Source organism: Paenibacillus lutrae (assembly GCF_009757775.1).
Taxonomy (GTDB): Bacteria; Bacillota; Bacilli; order Paenibacillales; family NBRC-103111; genus Paenibacillus_F; species Paenibacillus_F lutrae.
Genome location: NZ_RHLK01000001.1, coordinates 256,808 through 275,141, shown reverse-complemented (window position 1 = coordinate 275,141; position 18,334 = coordinate 256,808). Strand labels below are relative to the sequence as shown.

General features: G+C 56.5%; 1 protein-coding gene. It reads left to right on the top strand.

All coding sequences use genetic code 11. The features are described from left to right. Position 1 precedes the first annotated feature (1 nt). Positions 2-18,325 (top strand): non-ribosomal peptide synthase/polyketide synthase, encoded by an 18,324-nt coding sequence (locus EDM21_RS01165; RefSeq protein ID WP_157332095.1) that lies wholly within the window; start codon positions 2-4, stop codon positions 18,323-18,325. Positions 18,326-18,334: the final 9 nt, after the last annotated feature.

Sequence of the window (18,334 nt, the reverse complement as noted above, 5' to 3'; positions counted from 1 at the left end):
TGTGGCGAAAACAGCAGATATTCAAGACATTTACCCGCTATCCTATATGCAAGAGGGAATTCTGTTCGAGACCTTGTATGACCTCGGCGGCCGGGCTTATTTTGAGCAAACCGTGTGCACATTGGAAGGAAACCTTGATGAGAATCGTTTTCGTCAAAGCTTGCAGGCGATGATCGAACGGTACGACATTTTCCGTACGGTTTTCCTGTACCAGGATATCGCTAAGCCCCGGCAGGTCGTGTTAAAGCAACGAGCAGCCGAATTGCGGTTCGAAGATGTGAGGGAGCTGTCCGAAGAAGGACAGCTTGCCCGACTGGACTCGTTTCGCGACGAGGATCGGGCCAAGGGCTTCGACCTGAGCAAGGACATGCTGCTGCGCGTAGCCGTATTCCGATTGGGGGATGCGCGGTATTCCTGCGTGTGGAGCCATCATCATATTCTGATGGATGGCTGGTGCATCGGCATTGTGATTGACGAGTTCTTGGAACTATATGGATCGCTGGTGGCAGAGGGTATTAAGCCAGCGCTGCCTCAGGTTCGCCCTTATGGTGACTATATCGGCTGGCTGACAAGCAAGGACCGCAAGGAAGCGGCGGCCTATTGGGACCGGAAGCTAGAAGGTTGCAAAGGCTCTTCACCACTGCCATGGCGGCATGGCAGTTCCAAAGCGGCCGGTTACAGACTGGAGCAGGTGGCGCTGAAGGTGGACGAAGCGACGACGAAACGGCTGCATAGGTTAGCGAAATCTTCACGGATAACGGTATCGACGCTGCTGCAAACGATGTGGGGTGTGCTGCTGCAGCGGTACAGCGGGCGGGACGAGGCCGTGTTTGGCGCAGTCGTGTCAGGACGTCCGGCTTCCATCGAAGGCATAGAGATGATGGTGGGGTTATTCATTAATACACTGCCGGTGCGCGTGGGCAAGTCGGAGGGCGGGTTCACGGCGCTGGCCAAGGCGGTGCAAGAAGCGGCGCTGGAGGCGGAGCCGCACAGCTACTATCCCTTGTACGAAATTCAGGCACGGACGGAGGTCAAGCAGGGACTGATCGACCACATCTTCGTGTTCGAAAATTATCCCATACCGAACCAATGGGAGAGCCGCAGCGGGTTGCAAATTTGCAATGTTACCCGCTTGGAACAGACGCATTACGATTTGAATGTGTTGATCATTCCGGGACAAGAGATGCTCATCACTTTCGACTTTAATGCGAACGTATACGACGGTGACGGGATTCGAACGATGGCGGAACACCTGAGCCGCGTAATTGAGGTCGTATTGGACAGGCCTGATATCCAAACGGACCATATCGATATCGTGACAGAAGCTGAGCGGAACCGTTTGCTTACGACGTTTGGCGGAACGCGAGGGGACTACAAGCCGGATAAGACGCTTCACAGGTTGTTCGAGGAACAGGCGTCCAGGACGCCGGAGCGGACGGCGCTTGTTGTTGATGACAGTCAAGTTACCTATCGGGAGCTGAACGAGCGGGCAAACGGACTGGCCCACAAGCTGCGGACCCGAGGTGTAACATTCGGAAGCATCGTCGGTTTAATGGCCGAGCGGTCGATTGACATGGTGGCCGGTGTACTTGGCATCATCAAGGCAGGAGGCTGCTTCGTTCCAGTTGATCCACTTTATCCCACCGAACGCATTCAATACATGATCAAGGACAGCGGCATGAGACTGCTTGTAACGGAAACGGCGTCTGTGGAGCGTCTACAGTCGGAATTTTCCGATGTAGAGCTGTTTGATTTGCACCAGGTTCAAGACCCCTACGAGTCTAAAGACATACAAGTTAACCAGAACTGGAGAGAAGCGGACAGCGCCGATGACGCCGGGGAAATGGACGAATCAAGACGCCAGCACGACGTCAGGAATTCGCTTGAAGCCGGAAGCAAGCATGATGATCGGAATTCGTGCGAAACGAGAAGCGGGCATGACGATCGGAATCCGAGCGAAACAGGAAGCGAGCATGGCGTCCGGAACGAAAGCTATGCTGGCGACCTGCTTTACATCATCTATACGTCAGGCACAACAGGTCGACCGAAAGGCGTCATGCTGGAGCACCGCAACTTGGCAAACTTGCTGCACCATCAAGCAAAATATACGGCGATTCCCTTCGACGGCAATGTCCTTCAGTATGCGACGGCCAGCTTCGATATGTGTTATCAGGAAATCTTTTCGACGCTTACGGCAGGCGGCTGCCTGTTTCTGATCGGAGAGGAAGAGAAGAGAGACTCCGAACGGCTATTGGCTTTCATCGAACGCTGGCGAATCGAGGTTGTGCTGTTTCCTACGGCACTGACCAAGTTCCTATTTCTGGAAGAAGGGATATCCGAGCGATTCCCTGCCTGCGTGCGGCATCTCGTGACAGCCGGTGAACAGCTTGTCGTTCCTGAAGGCCTGGCAAGCTTCCTGCGGCGCAACGGCATATGGCTTCACAATCATTACGGTCCATCGGAAACCCATGTCGTTACCTCGCTTTCCATCGGACCGGACGAAGCAGAAGCGGGCGTTCCCACGATCGGCCAGCCGATAGCAAATACAGACGTATACGTGTTGTCAGAAACCGGTTTGTTGCAGCCGATCGGCGTTCCAGGAGAGCTATATATTTCGGGAGATAGCGTCGGCAGAGGATATGTCGTAAGAGATGAGCTAACCGCTGCCAAATTCCTTCCCGATCCTTGCGGGTCCGGGCAAATTTGTTATCGGACAGGCGATCTGGCGAGATGGCTTCCGGACGGCAACATCGAGTTTCTCGGACGTAATGACGATCAGGTTAAAATTCGCGGCTACCGCATCGAATTAGGAGAAATCGAAGGAACGCTGCTCGATCATCCAGGCGTGAGCCAGGCCGCCGTTATCGCCATTCGGGGCGACCAAGCCGAAGACCGTATCGCGGCATATGTGGTTGGGGAAGGCTTGCAGCCGTCGGAGTTGAAGGCATGGCTGCTCCGTTACCTGCCGTCATACATGCTGCCGTCGGCGTTCATCCTTGTAGAGGCTTTGCCTCTTACGGCAAACGGTAAAATTGACAGAAGAGCACTTCCGAAACCGGTAAACGATGCAGCCGAGCAATCACACCTTCGGGCAGCGCCTCGAACGCCGCTGGAGCAGCAGATCGCTGCAGTTTGGAGCGAGGTACTGGAGCTTGAAAAGGTAAGCGTCGACGACGATTTCTTCCAACTGGGAGGCCACTCGTTGAAAGCGATGGCGGTCGCAGCCCGTCTGCACAAACGTCTCGGAACATCCGTCAGCGTCAAGGACGTGTTCCAATATTCAACCCTTGGCGAGTTGGCCCGGTTTATAGAGCGTGGGAGCGATCAGGCATATGAACCGATTCCGCAGGCTCCGGCGCGGATGTCGGAAACGTACCCCGTGTCCTCGTCCCAGCGGAGACAGTACATCCTACAGCAGATGCAGCCGAATTCTACGGCCTATAACATGCCGGCGGCTTTCCTGCTGGAAGGCCCACTCGATGAGGAGCGGTTCTGGCTCTCGTGGCAGCTTCTTGGAGAGCGGCATGAAACGCTGCGCACCACGTTCGAGCTGCAGGATGGGGAGCCCGCGCAGCGGATTCATCGGTTCGTGCAATTGGACAAGACCGTGTGGAACGTGAACGCGGAAGAAGCGGAACGTGTGGCGGCGAATTTTATCCGCCCGTTTGACCTTGCCGCCCATACGCTGTGGCGTATCGGATTGATGTGTCTGGAGGAGAGGCGTCATGTGCTGCTTTTCGACATGCATCATATTCATGCGGACGGGGTAACGATTCGAGTACTTATTGAAGAATTCACCGCCTTGTATGAGGGCGCTGCCTTGCCTGCTGCCGGACTGACATACAAAGATTACGCGGTTTGGCAGCGGGAGACGCTTGCTTCCGAAGAGATGAAGCATCATGAAGCGTATTGGCTGCAAACGCTCTCCGGCGATCTTCCGCTGCTGTCTCTTCCGGCCGATTTTTCGCGCAGTCTCGCGTATCAGGGAAAGGGCGATCGTGTAACGTTCGCACTGGAGCCCCAAATCTCCGAAGGCTTGAACCGGATTTGTGCGGATACCGGGGCGACACTTTATATGGTGCTGCTCGCCGCCTATTCCGTATTTTTGGCCAAAAGTACGGGACAGGACGACTTCATTATCGGATCGCCCGTAGCCAATCGAACGCACCCAGACACGCAGCGGATCGTCGGCATGTTCGTCAATACGTTGGCGCTTCGGCTGCAGCCGCAGGGGGACAAACGGTTTACCGAGTTTGTGAGAGAAGTCAAAGCGATGGTCTTGCAGGGGTTCGAGCATCAGTCATATCCCTTCGACCAATTGGTTGAAAAGTTGAACGTCCGGGGGGATCTCAGCCGCCATCCGTTACTGGATACGATGCTGGTGCTTCAATCGGCGGAAGAGCGTTTGCTGCGGTATACCCGGGATTTGACCGTGGGTCCATACCCGCTCGAGCATCATGCGGCCAAATTCGATCTGACGCTCTTTGCGGCGCAAACCGAGCGCGGGATCGAATTTACCTTCGAGTACGCAGCTGCACTGTTTCGCAGAGAAACGGTGGAACGGTGGAGCGGGCAATTCACAAAGCTGCTTCGTCAGCTCGCAGCCCATCAGCAAACGAAGCTGCATGATGCGACACTTCTCGACGCAGCGGAGCAAGAGCGCATGCTAGATGAACTGCTTCGCGATAGGAGCGCCGCGGCATATCCTGCCAACATTACTTTGCACGAGCTGTTCGAGGAGCAGGCGACCAAGCGGCCGGATTGCATAGCTGTCGTATGTGGCGACGACAGCTTGACGTACGGCGAGTTGAGCAAGCGCGCCAAGCGGACGGCATTCGAGCTCCGCGCTCGAGGCGTAGGGCCGGATACGATTGTAGGGCTGATGATGGAGCGCTCCGTCGATATGGTGATCGGCATACTTGCTATTCTGCAAGCGGGCGGCGCCTATATGCCTATCGATCCCGAATACCCGGAGGACCGTATCCGGTACATGCTGGAGGATAGCGGAGCAACCCTTGTTGTAACAGACGGCGCAAATGCAGGCCGGATTCCGCTTACAACGGGCAGCGTAATAACCGTCGGCCGTGCAGGGGAGAGCGAAGAGGAACAGCTCCCGGAGAATTCCTCTGGGTATTTGCAGGGGACACAATCGCACCATCTGGCCTACGTTCTGTACACGTCGGGAACGACAGGACGGCCGAAAGGGGTTATGATCGAGCATCGCAACGTGGTGCAGCTCTTGTTCCATGAAGGCTTCCCATTTGATTTCAATGAGAACGATACATGGACGTTATTTCATTCGTGCAGCTTCGACTTTTCCGTATGGGAGTTGTTCGGGGCGCTCCTGTATGGCGGTAAATTGGTCGTCGTCGATAAGGAAACGACCCGCGATCCGGTAGCGTTCGCCAGCCTGCTGCGCAGGGAAAAGGTCACCGTGCTGAATCAGACGCCAACGGCGTTCTATCAGCTGCTGAACGTGGAAGCAGGCCTGGCAGCGGACCTCCCGGTGCGGGTGGTCATCTTTGGCGGAGAAGCGCTAACCCCTGCACGGATTCGGGCCTGGTATGACGCTTATCCTCAAGTCAAACTGGTCAATATGTACGGCATCACGGAAACGACGGTTCATGTGACGTACAAGGAACTGAATGCCGAAGATTTCCAACGTGAAGCCAGCCCCATCGGACGCACGCTTGGCCCGCTTCAAGCTTACGTTTTGGACGCGCAGCGCAGGCTGCAGCCTGTCGGCGTGACCGGCGAGCTGCACATTGGCGGAGCCGGATTGGCACGCGGCTACTTGAATCGCCCGGACTTGACGGCGGAACGCTTCGTACCGAATCCATTTGTGCCGGGTGAGAGACTCTACAAGACGGGCGATTTGGCGAGAATGCTGCCGGACAGAACTTTGGAGTATGGAGGCCGGGCCGATTACCAGGTGAAGATCCGCGGCCATCGCATTGAGCTCGGCGAGATCGAAGCGCGCCTGCTGGCTATACCGGGCATCCGGGAAGCCGCCGTGCTTGCCTGGGATGGCGGGAGCGGGCAGCAGGAGCTATGCGCCTACCTGGTCGCCTCCGAAGCCGTAACGGCTTCGAGCGTGCGCAAAAATTTGTCCCTGACGCTGCCAGCCTTTATGCTGCCGTCTCAGGTGGTAATGCTGGATGGGCTGCCGTTGACGGTAAACGGCAAGCTGGATCGGGCTAAGCTGCCCCGGCCTGAACGGGGAACCTCACGGGGAGAGGGAGCAACGCCGCCCCGCAACGAGTGGGAGGCGCAGCTTGCCGCCTTATGGGAAGAGCTTCTGGACGTAGAGGCCATCGGTATGGAGGACGATTTCTTCGAGCTTGGCGGCCACTCGTTGAAGGCCACGCAGCTTGCTGCCCAAATGCGTCAGCGGTGGGGCATTGAGATGCCCTTGCAGCAAATTTTTGCTACCCCTACTGTCGCAGACATGTCTGCTTATGTGATGCAGGCCGAGCGTTCACAGCGTCCAGTCATCGAACGTGCCGAGCCTCAAGCGGAATACCCGGTGTCTTCGGCGCAGAAACGGATGTATCTGCTGGATCAGCGGGGCGAAACGGGAACGAGCTATAATATTCCGATCCTGCTGAGGCTCGAAGGCGACTTGGATGAACGGAGGTTTGCAGAGGCATTCCACCGGTTGACGCAGCGGCATGAATCGCTGCGAACGTCTTTTCATCTCGTGAACGGCGAGCCGGTGCAGCGCATCCACGATCATGTTGTGGCGGACCTCGTATTCACCGACGAACCGGATGCGGGCGAGGGGAACCTGCTCGAACGGTGCAATCTTCCGTTCGATTTGGCGAAAGCTCCTTTGCTGCGGGCCGGGGTTGTCCGCACGGCACCTTCGAGTTACTTGTTTTATTTGAACATTCACCATATCGTGGCCGACGGCTCCTCGCTCGGCGTGCTGATCGACGAGTTCGCCGCGTTGTATGAAGGGCGAGCGTTGCCCGAGCCTTTGCTTCAATATAAGGATTTTGCCGTCTGGCAGAACCGCATGATCGAAAGCGGCGCACTCGCCCGGCAGGAAGCGTTTTGGCTGGATGCCGTGTCGGACGATATTCCCGTGCTGCAGCTGCCTACGGATTTCCCTCGCCCGCCGGTTCAAACGTTCGAAGGGGATCATTACGAGTTCGCCGTTTCCCCGGAAACAACGGATCGTTTACGCCGTTTGGCCAAGGAGGAAGGCACGACGCTGTATATGATTTTGCTGGCGGCATACGCGCGTCTGCTGGCCGTATATGGAGAACAGGACGATCTGGTGATCGGCAGCGGAGTGGCGGGGCGGAATCAAGCCGAATTGCAGGCGATGATCGGCATGTTCGTCAATATGCTGTTGATGTGCGTGAAGATACAGGAGGAGCAAACGTTTCGGACATTGATCCGCCAAGTAAAGGCGACGTCACTGCAAGCTTTCGAGCATCAGGATTACCCGTTTGAAATGCTTGTTGAACGCAGCGGTATCGAACGCGACGTCAGCCGCAATCCGCTGTTCGACGCCTCCTTCGTCGTGCAGAACATGGATATGCCCGAAATTCGTCTTTCCGGACTCCGCTGCACGCCTTGCACATACAGAAACCGGACGGCCAAGTTCGATTTGACGCTCTTCGCGTGGGAACAGCCCGATCGGCTTACGTTCAGCCTGGAATACGCAACCGCATTGTTCCGGCGCTCGACCGTCGAGCGGATGATGGGTCACTTCACGCAACTGGTTGAAGAGATCGCCCGCGATGCAGACCGAGTGATCGGTGACGTTTCTCTGATGACGCTGGAGGAGACGCATGCTGTCCTTACCGCATGGAACGATACGGATGCGCCCGCCTCGGAATCGGATAGGCTGCATCGCCTGTTCGAGGAGCAGGCAGAACGTACGCCCGACCGTGTGGCGCTTCAATGGCGGGATATGTCAATCACGTACCGTGAGCTGAACGAGAAAGCGAACAAGTTAGCCTCTTATTTAGTGAACGAGCATGGGTTGAAGCCGGATTCGCCTGTCGGCTTGCTGCTGGAGCATCCCCCGGACCGCGTGACCGCGATTCTCGCCGTCTTAAAGGCGGGCGGCGCTTTCGTGCCGCTGGACCCAAACGCTCCACTGGAACGGCTGAAAACCATTGCTCGCGATACGGCGTTTCCTGTCTTGCTGACGGAGAAGCGGCATATTCGCATCGCCAATGCTCTGCAATGGGAATGTCCGGCGCTAGGCACATTCGTTTGTCTCGACAGCCGGCATGTGCTGGAAGAACCGGAATCGGAGCGCAACGGACTTATGAACCGTGAGCTGTGGGAGTTCATTGGCCGGGAGGCGGAGAACGACATCGCTGGCGGGGGATGGACGAATAGCTACACGGGCGATCTGCTGACCAGAGAGGAAATGGACGAATACGCAAGCAACGTGCTGGAGAAGCTGCGGCCTTATTTGCATAGCTCGACCAGAGTGCTTGAAATCGGCTGCGCTTCCGGTATCACGATGTTTGGCATGGCGCCGCATGTCGGCTTGTATGTCGGAACGGATTTATCGGATGTGATTATTGAGAAAAACCGCGCTCGCATCCACGAGGAAGGTCACGCTAACATCCGGCTCGCCTGCATACCTGCACATCATATCGACACGCTGGAGGAACAGTCGTTCGATATCATCATTTTAAACAGCGTTATTCAAGCCTTTCACGGTCATAATTACTTGAGACAGGTACTTGCAAAGGCGGTTAATCTGCTGTCTGATCGCGGCCTGCTGTTCATTGGGGACGTCATGGATCTCGCCAGCAAAGAAGTGCTGCACAGGTCGCTGATCGCCTATAAACAAGAGTATCCCGATGCTAAAGCTAAGACAGATTTGTCTGCGGAGCTGTTTCTCTCCAAAGCGTTCTTCGAAGACTGGGCCGCCGCAACCGGAAGTGTGAGCAAGCTGCACTTCTCCCGCAAGCGGCATACGATTGAGAACGAGCTTACACGATTCCGATACGATGTCATGGCGCATATCGACAAGAGTACTATAGCGGTATGCTCAAGCCTCGAACCATGTGCAGCAGAGCATGAAAAAGAAGACCGCGAGGAAGAACATAGTAGGGAAGAACATAGCGAGGATCAAGGCAAAGTCCGGGCGACCGCATGGAAAAAGCAACACGGCTGGGACGCTGTCGAACCGTATACGGCGCACAACGTCGTAACGGATGTGCAGCCGCATCACTTGGCTTATATCATTTATACATCCGGAACGACGGGAACGCCCAAAGGGGTCATGATCGAGCATCGCTCCATTGCGAATACGCTGCATTGGCGAAGACAGGAGTATGCGCTCGGGGAGCATGACCGCTGCCTGCAGCTGTTCTCGTACGTGTTCGACGGCTACGTGACGAGCCTGTTCACTCCGCTGCTTGCCGGGAGTACCGCTGTTCTGCTCGATGACGAGACGGTCAAGGATCCGCTTGCTATTCGCAAAGCGGTTGGCTCCTATCAGATTACCCACTTGCTTTGTGTGCCGTCGCTGTTCCGTGCTCTGCTGATCGGTATGGATCCTGATGAAACGGCATCGCTTCGAGTCGTCACACTGGCCGGCGAAGCCGTCAGCGATGAACTGGTCGCTTCCGCCCGCGTTCTCGGTTCAGGCGTTGAGCTTGTGAACGAGTATGGACCGACGGAGAACAGCGTAGCTACAACGGTTCTTCGCCGCCTTGAACGTCAACCGGTAATCACCATTGGCCGACCAATCGTCAATACGCGGGTGTACGTCCTGGACCGCAACCTTCGCCCCGTACCCGTCGGCGTGCTAGGGGAGCTGTGCATCGCAGGCATCGGCTTAGCCAGAGGATATTGGCAGCGTCACGAAGAGACGCAGCGGCAGTTCACCCGGCTTTATGCGCCAGGTAAAGAAGAACGGTTATACCGTACCGGAGACCTGGTTCGCTGGCTGCCGGACGGAACGCTCGAATACCGGGGCCGCCGGGACGACCAAGTGAAAGTTCGCGGCTACCGTATTGAGCCCGGGGAGATCGAGACGCGCCTTATGGAGGTTCCGGGCGTTCGGCAGGCTGTGGTTGTCATTAGAGAAGAAGCAGGCGACGAACGGGAAATGTCCGCTTTCTTTACCTCCGAACAACTACACGTGCAGGAGCTGCGCAGCCTGCTGGAAACGATGCTGCCGGGCTATATGATTCCTTCCCGCATCGTACGGCTCGAAGACATGCCGCTGACCGTGAGCGGCAAACCGGATCGCAAGGCGCTGTCACGCCACCGCTTCGAACAGTCACAGCTGCCGCCTTCAGCGCTGCCGAGGACAAAGCTCGAGGAGGATATCGCTTCGATTTGGCAAGACCTGCTCGCCATAGACAGAATCGGCATTCACGACAATTTTTTCGAGCTGGGAGGGCATTCGCTAAAAGCATCGCTGCTTGTGGCCCGGGTGCAGCTTCAACTCGGCAGGGCGCTCCGGCTGCAGGACATATTTGCCCACCCGACGGTCGAGGGTTTGGCCTTGGCTATAGAGACCAAGGATCAAATCAAGCAATCGCCTATTGAACTGCTGCCGCAACAAGATTCGTACCCCGTGTCGTCCGTGCAGCGAAGGCAGTATGTCTTGAGCCAAATTCAAGGCGCGGAGCAGAGTTACCACATGCCATCGGCCGTATTGATGACCGGAGTACTCCAACGCGAACGCTTTGAACAGGCATGGCGCGAGTTGGTCGACCGGCATGAATCGCTGCGTACCTCCTTTGTTATGGAGGGAGGAGAGCTGCGTCAGCGCATTGCGGATAAAGTCGATTTCACCATCGACGAGCTGACTGGAACATGGACGGCGGATCAGGCCGAACAAGCGGCGGCAGCCTTTGTGCGCCCGTTCGAGCTTAGCGAGGCTCCACTGCTGCGTGTCGGCCTGCTGCGGATGAACGACTCGACGCATTTACTGCTCGTGGATTTGCATCATATTATCGCAGACGGCATGTCCGTGAACCTGCTGATCGAAGAATTCGGCCGTCTTTATGCCGGAGAGAAGCTGCCCAAGCTTCATATTCACTATAAAGATTACGTCGCGTGGCAACAAGAGAGATTGCGTTCGGACGCTTTGCGCGAGCAAGAAGCCTACTGGCTCGGGGTCTTGTCGGGCGAATTGCCATCGCTTGACCTGCCGGCGGATCAACCTCGTCCTGCCGTGCGAAGCTTTACCGGGGAAACCGTCGCCTTCACGCTTGACCAGGCTTGTCACGAACGCTTGCAAAGACTTGCTGCCGCGAACGGAGCTACGTTATATATGGTGCTTCTGGCGTTATACACCGCTTTCCTGTCCAGGGTGACCGGGCAAGAGGATATGATAGTCGGCACTCCCGTCGCAGGGCGATCACATAGCGATGTAGAGCGTATGGTGGGCATGTTCGTCAACACGCTTGCAATTCGAACCTTCCCGCAGTTCCATAAGCCGCTGTCCGATTATGTAATGGAAATCAAACAGATCGTGCTGGAGGCTCTCGACCATCAGGAGTATCCGTTCGACGAGCTGGTGGAAAAGCTGGATCTCCCGCGCGATGTCAGCCGCAATCCAGTATTCGATACGATGTTCGTCCTGCAAAATATAGACCGTTCTATCGTATCGTTACCTTCTCTTAATTTAAAAACATACCCGCTTCCGCACCGGACAGCCAAATTCGATCTGCTATTGTCTGCGGAAGAAACGGACGAGGGCATTGCACTTGTGTTTGAATACGCGGAGGCGTTATTCCGTAAAGACACGATCGAACGGTGGGTGACTTACTTCGATGCGTTTATTCGCCATCTGGTTTCGAGTCCCGGAACGGCGATAGGTGACGCGCCCCTCATTCTCCATGAGGAGAATAGCTTGCAAACTGGTTACCGAGATTTCACTGCGGCGGTGCTTGAACCCGTTCCTACCATTCACAGGCGATTTGAAGCTCAGGTAAGCCGGGTGCCGGATCATACGGCCGTCGTTGACAGGGATAACCGGATCACATACCGGGAGCTTAACGACCGTGCTAACCGATTGGCTGGGCGCCTGAACAGCAAAGGCGTGGGAAAAGGCGCGGTCGTCGGTATCCTAATGCCGAAGTCCATCGACCTGGCTGTTGGCATTATGGCGATATTAAAAGCAGGGGCCGCCTATATGCCGCTAGTTCCGGACGATCCGGCTGAGCGCAGGTCGTGGATGCTTTCCGACAGTGGTGCCGGCATGCTTTTGACCGTATCTGCTCTTGCAATGAAGCTTGAGCCGGAGTTGGCATGGCCAAGCAGCATCATTTGCATCGAGGTGGAAGAGAATGAAGCGGTAGAAGCGGAAGCATGGCGGGATGCCAAGCACCTCGAGACCGACGAACCCATGGACGAAGCCACAGAGGAAACAACGGACCAGACAGAGCCTGACGACCCGGCATACATCATCTATACGTCGGGAACGACGGGGCGACCGAAAGGCATTGTTACTACGCATCGCAATGTAGTTAGCATGGTTCCCGATGCGGAATATTTGGGTCTGGATGAACAGGATGCCTTATTGGGATTCTCAAACCCGGCATTCGATGCGTTCGTCATCGATTTGTTTGGCGCGTTGCTGAACGGGGCGAAGACCGTCTTGCTGTCCAAGGAAGAAATGGCAGACTTGCGCCGCTTGCCCGATTTGATTCAATCGGAACGGATTACTACGTTCTTTGCCACGACGTCGCTGTTCAATCTGCTGGTCGATCATGCTCCGGGTTGCTTCCCTGGCATTCGAAGAGTGGTTTTCGGAGGCGAAATAGCATCGGCCGTCCATGTCAACAAAGCGCTGGCGCTCTCCGGTCCCGGAACGCTGTTCAACATATACGGACCAACGGAGACGACCGTCGCAGCTACTTACTATCCAGTCGTAGACGCGGTCTCGCCGTCTGTTCCGATTCCAATCGGAACACCTGTAACGGGAGCGACAGTCTTGATTGTAGGGACATCCGGTCAGCTTCAACCAATCGGGCTGCCGGGCGAACTGTGCATCGCAGGCGGAGGAGTGTCGCAAGGTTATTTACACCGGCCGGACTTAACGGCTGCCACCTTCGTTTCGCATCCCTCGATGCCGGGAACGATCATGTATCGTACCGGCGATAGGGCACGCTGGCTCGCAGACGGTACGATCGAGTTCCTGGGACGAATCGATCAGCAGGTCAAAATCCGGGGGAACCGCATTGAGCTTGCCGAAATCGAAACAAGTCTGCTTCAGCTGGAAGGTGTACGGGAGGCGACCGTCATCGTCCTGGAAACGGAAGCGGGGAAATCGCTGGTCGCGTATTACGTCGCGGATAGCGAACTCGCGAATAGCCGGCTGCGCGAGCATATGACCGGTGAGCTGCCTGCCGTCATGGTTCCGGCGCATTACATCCGGCTGGATCGGCTGCCTCTGTCCCGGAACGGTAAAGTCGACCGCAGCCGTCTCCCGTCTCCCGCTCAACAGACGGATGGAGACGAGCGTCCGTATGATGCTCCGCGCAATGAAACCGAAGCGGCGATGGCCGAGCTTTGGCAGCAGGTACTTGGCGAGGAGAAAATCGGCATCCGCGATAACTTTTTTGAACGTGGCGGTCATTCGTTGTCGGCGATGACGTTAATCAGCCTGCTCCATCAACGGTTGAATTTGAATGTATCGCTGCGTATGCTGTTCCAGCACCCGACTGTCGAATCCCTTAGTTTTGCGGCCGGAGGAGCTTCGGAAGCATTCCAACGAATCGAGCCGGCTCAGGAACGAGCATCGTATCCGCTGACCTCGGCACAGAAAAGATTGTTCGTACTGGATCACTTGGATGCAGCCGGGCTGAGCTATAACATGCCGTCAGCGCTGCAAGTGGAAGGTGAAGTCGATCCGCAGCGGGCGAAGCGGGCGTTCCACGCTTTGGTCCGGCGGCACGAGGCGCTTCGGACTTCGTTTGATCTGGAGGACGGGCTGCCGGTGCAACGGATTCATCCGAATATTCCTGCGGATTTTGAATACGACGAAGTAACGGAGCCAGAAGTGGAAGCCTATATGGGTACCTTTTTCCGCCCGTTCGAGATTGGGCAAGCTCCTCTTATGCGGTCCGCGTTATTGCGGGTGGCGGAGAGAAGGTTTGTGCTGCTCATCGATATGCACCATATCATTTCGGACGGGGTCTCTTCGATGCTGCTCATCCGAGACTGGACCCGTTTGTACGACGGGGAGGTTCTGGAGCAGCCGTCGATCACCTATAAAGACTATGCGGTATGGCAGCAGAGCCACTTGGCCAGCGAAACTGTGCGCAAGCAGCGGGCCTATTGGCAGGATGCGCTGGCCGGGGATCTTGGCGTCCTGCAGCTGCCGAGCGATTATCCTCGTCCGCCGGTTCAGACATTCGCAGGCGACAGCGAGGCGTTTACGATTGATCCGGCTACCTCCGCACGTCTTCGCAAACTGGCGAAGCAAGAAGGCGCCACCCTGTTCATGGTGCTGCTTGCCGTCTATACGGCGTGGCTGGGCCGTTTGTCGGCCCAGGAGGATATCATCGTCGGTACCCCGGCAGCAGGCAGACCTCATGCCGATGTGCAGCAGACCGTCGGGATGTTCGTCAATACGCTCGCGCTAAGAACCAAGCTTTCGCCTGAAGGGAGCTTCGCGGATCATGTGAAGAACGTCAAGCAAGTGACGCTGGGCGCGCTGGATCATCAGGATTATCCGTTCGAAGAATTGGTCGAGGCTCTGCAGGTAAGAAGGGACGTTAGCCGCAACCCGCTATTCGACGTAATGTTTGCTCTGCACAACATGGAGAAGGCCGACTGGCAGTCGGAAGCTATCTCCCTGTCGCCTTATCCGTACCGCCATACGGCCACCAAGTTTGATCTGACGCTCAATGCGACGGAAGCGGAGGATGGGATTCATTGCATACTGGAGTACCGCACCGACCTGTTCCAAGTGGAGACAATCCGGCGATGGGTGGACATGCTTGTTCGTTTGGCCTCGTACGTCTCCGAGCTTCCGGATGCGCCACTTGTTTCCATCGAACTCGTTTCAGAGCAAGAACGGGCACTGCTCGTGCATACATTCAACGAGACGCAAGTCGCCTATCCGCAGGATGCAACGATACATGGCTTATTCGAACAACAGGCTGCGCAAAACCCCGACCGTATCGCGGTTATAGCCGGTGATGAGCAAACCACTTACGCCGAGCTGAACGACCGAGCTGAGCGGCTCGCCGTGGCGCTGCGACAGCGAGGCGTTCGCGCCGATTCGGTTGTAGCGGTGATGACCGAGCGATCTGTCGGCATGCTGGTCGGCCTCTTGGCGGTATGGAAAGCCGGGGGAGGCTACCTGCCCATCGATCCTGAGTATCCACTTGAACGTATCCGCTTCATGCTTGAAGACAGCGGAGCAGCCGTGCTGTTGACGGATCGCAGCGGACCGGCAGAAGTTGAAGCGGCATACACGCTGGATTTGAACGATCCACAGTCCTGGCGTGTTACAGGAGCCCGGGCGCTACAACAATCGGCCCACGTCCAAGCTTCTTCGCTTGCGTACGTCATCTATACGTCCGGTTCCACGGGAATGCCCAAAGGCGTCATGATCGAGCATCGTTCGGTCGTCAACCGGCTGCTGTGGATGCAGCGTCAATATCCGTTAACCGCCGAAGATGTGATTTTGCAAAAAACGACGTTCAGCTTCGACGTATCGGTATGGGAGCTGTTCTGGTGGATGCTGGCGGGAGCCAAAGTATGCCTGCTCGCGCCAGGCGAGGAGAAAGATCCGTCCGCAATCGCCTCGGCAATCGAAGCGGCAGGCGTCACCACCCTGCATTTCGTCCCGTCGATGCTGCAGGCATTTCTGGACACGCTGCGGATGCAGCCGTCGTTATCCGCGAAATTGACCGGCGTCCGCCGGGTATTCGCCAGCGGCGAAGCTCTCGCGTCTTCGCATGTGCGGCTGTTCCGCGAGCTAATGCCGCCTCGAACCGCGTTCGTAAACTTGTACGGTCCGACGGAAGCAACCGTGGACGTATCGTTTCATGAATGCGTAGCGGAAGATGCTGCTACTGTAAGCGGCACTGTACCGATCGGAAGGCCGATCGACAATATTTCTTTGTACGTGTTGGATGCGTATGGCCACGTTAGTCCGATCGGCGTTCCCGGCGAGCTTTGCATCGCTGGCGCCGGCTTAGCGAGGGGTTACCTGAATCGGCCGGAAGCGACCGCCGAACGGTTTGTCCCGCATCCATTCGCGGACAACGAGCGGCTGTACAAGACCGGCGATTTGGCCCGGTGGCTGCCGTGCGGACGGCTTGAATACATGGGCCGACTGGACCATCAGGTCAAAATCCGCGGCTACCGTATCGAGCTGGGGGAGATTGAAACCGGTCTGCTGCGTGTACCGGGCGTGCACGAAGCGGCTGTCATCGTTCGCAGCGGTTCGGGCGGGATGCCGGAGCTGTGCGCGTACGTGGTCGCTCCCGAGATAGACGTCCAGCACTTGCGGCAAGCGTTGGCTCAACGACTGCCTCATTACATGGTACCGGCTCTGTTCATGCGTATCGAACGCATGCCGTTGACGGGCAGCGGCAAGCTGGACCGCAAAGCGCTTCCCGCACCTCGTCCGGATATCGGCAGCGGAGAACCTGGAGCGTCTCCGCGAAACGAGACGGAACGGCTGTTGGTATCCATCTGGGAAGATGTGCTCGGTGCTGCACCTATCGGGATCGAAGACAATTTCTTCGAGCTGGGCGGTGATTCGATTAAAGCGCTGCAAGTCGCGTCCCAGTTGTTCCCGCATGGTTTTACCCTGGCGTTGAAGGACGTGTTCCGGCATCCGACGGTGTCCATGCTGTCTGGATTATTGGAGCACCACGCACCGGAGGCGGACCAAAGCGAGGTGGTGGGCGTTACAGAGCTCTCGCCGGTCCAACGTTGGTTTCTGGAGCAGCGTGTGAACGATGAACATCACTTTAATCAATCGGTTATGCTGTTTCGTCAGGAACGTTTTGTCCCCGAGGCGGTACAGGGTGTATTCCAAGCGCTGACCATGCATCATGATGCTCTGCGTCTCGTATTTCCGCTGCATAATGGCCATCGTACGGCATATCATCTTGGCAGCGAAGACATGCGATTATCGCTCGAAATCGTCAATGTGACACAGGAGGCCGATCCGCAGTCAGCTATTCGGAAATCCGAGCTTCGCCTGCAGAGCGGCATCGATTTGGAGCAAGGGCCGCTTATCAAGCTCGGCCTGTTCAGGGCACAGGAAGGAGACCATTTGCTGATCGTTATCCATCATCTGGTGATGGACGGGGTGTCATGGCGCATTTTACTCGAAGACTTTGCTTGGGGGTATCGGAATTGGCAGGAGCGGGAGAACCGCGACCCGGCGTTCGCGAGCCTTCCGTTTGTGAGCAAGCCGACGGAGCTGCGTTTTCCGATGAAAACGACTTCGTTCCGGGATTATGCGGAGAAGCTGGGAGCCTATGCGAACAGCTATGGGCTCCAGCAAGAACGTTCATACTGGGAGCGGCAAGTAGGGCTACTGGCATCGCCGCTGCCTCGTGACCTTGCCGTGACAAGCAATGCGACTGGAGATGCCCGTTCGGTCCATATCGAGCTTTCGGAAAGAACAACCGCGCAGTTGTTACGGGAAGCCAATAAGGCGTACCGGACGGAAATCAATGAGCTGCTGCTCAGCGCGCTTGCAATGACGGTGCGGAAATGGAGCGGTAAGGAACGCGTATGGGTCACGCTGGAAGGCCACGGCCGGGAAGATATGCTGCAAGGACAAGGGGTGAACGTATCGCGAACGATCGGCTGGTTTACCTCGCTCGTGCCCGTTCTTCTGGAGATAACGTCAATAGAGGAACGAGTAGAGAACCTGATATCGAATGACATCAAAGCCGTCAAGGATGGTCTGCGACGATTGCCGAACAAGGGAGTCGGGTACGGGGTGTTAGCTTATAGGGCCGAAGAGAGCCTGCGGGTTCCAGAAATTCGGCCAGAGATCAGCTTCAACTATCTGGGGCAATGGGATCGGGAGATGACCAATGACGTGTTTGCGATGTCTGCTGTGACGCCGATGTCGCCGATCAGCAGCCGATTGGAACGCGCGCATCAGCTCGATCTGACCGCGTTGATTAAGGACGGCCGCTTTCTATGCAGCATTCATTACAACGGATTGGCTTACCGGGAACCTACGATGCGGCAATTTATCGATTCCTATAAGCAGCATTTGCTCTCCGTCATTGGGCATTGCATGAGCAAGCCCGAGTCCGAGGCGACGCTAAGCGATTATGACGACGATGAATTAACGACGGATGCGCTGCAAGACATTGCCGCCATTGTGAACAGCCTATAGAACTGTGGA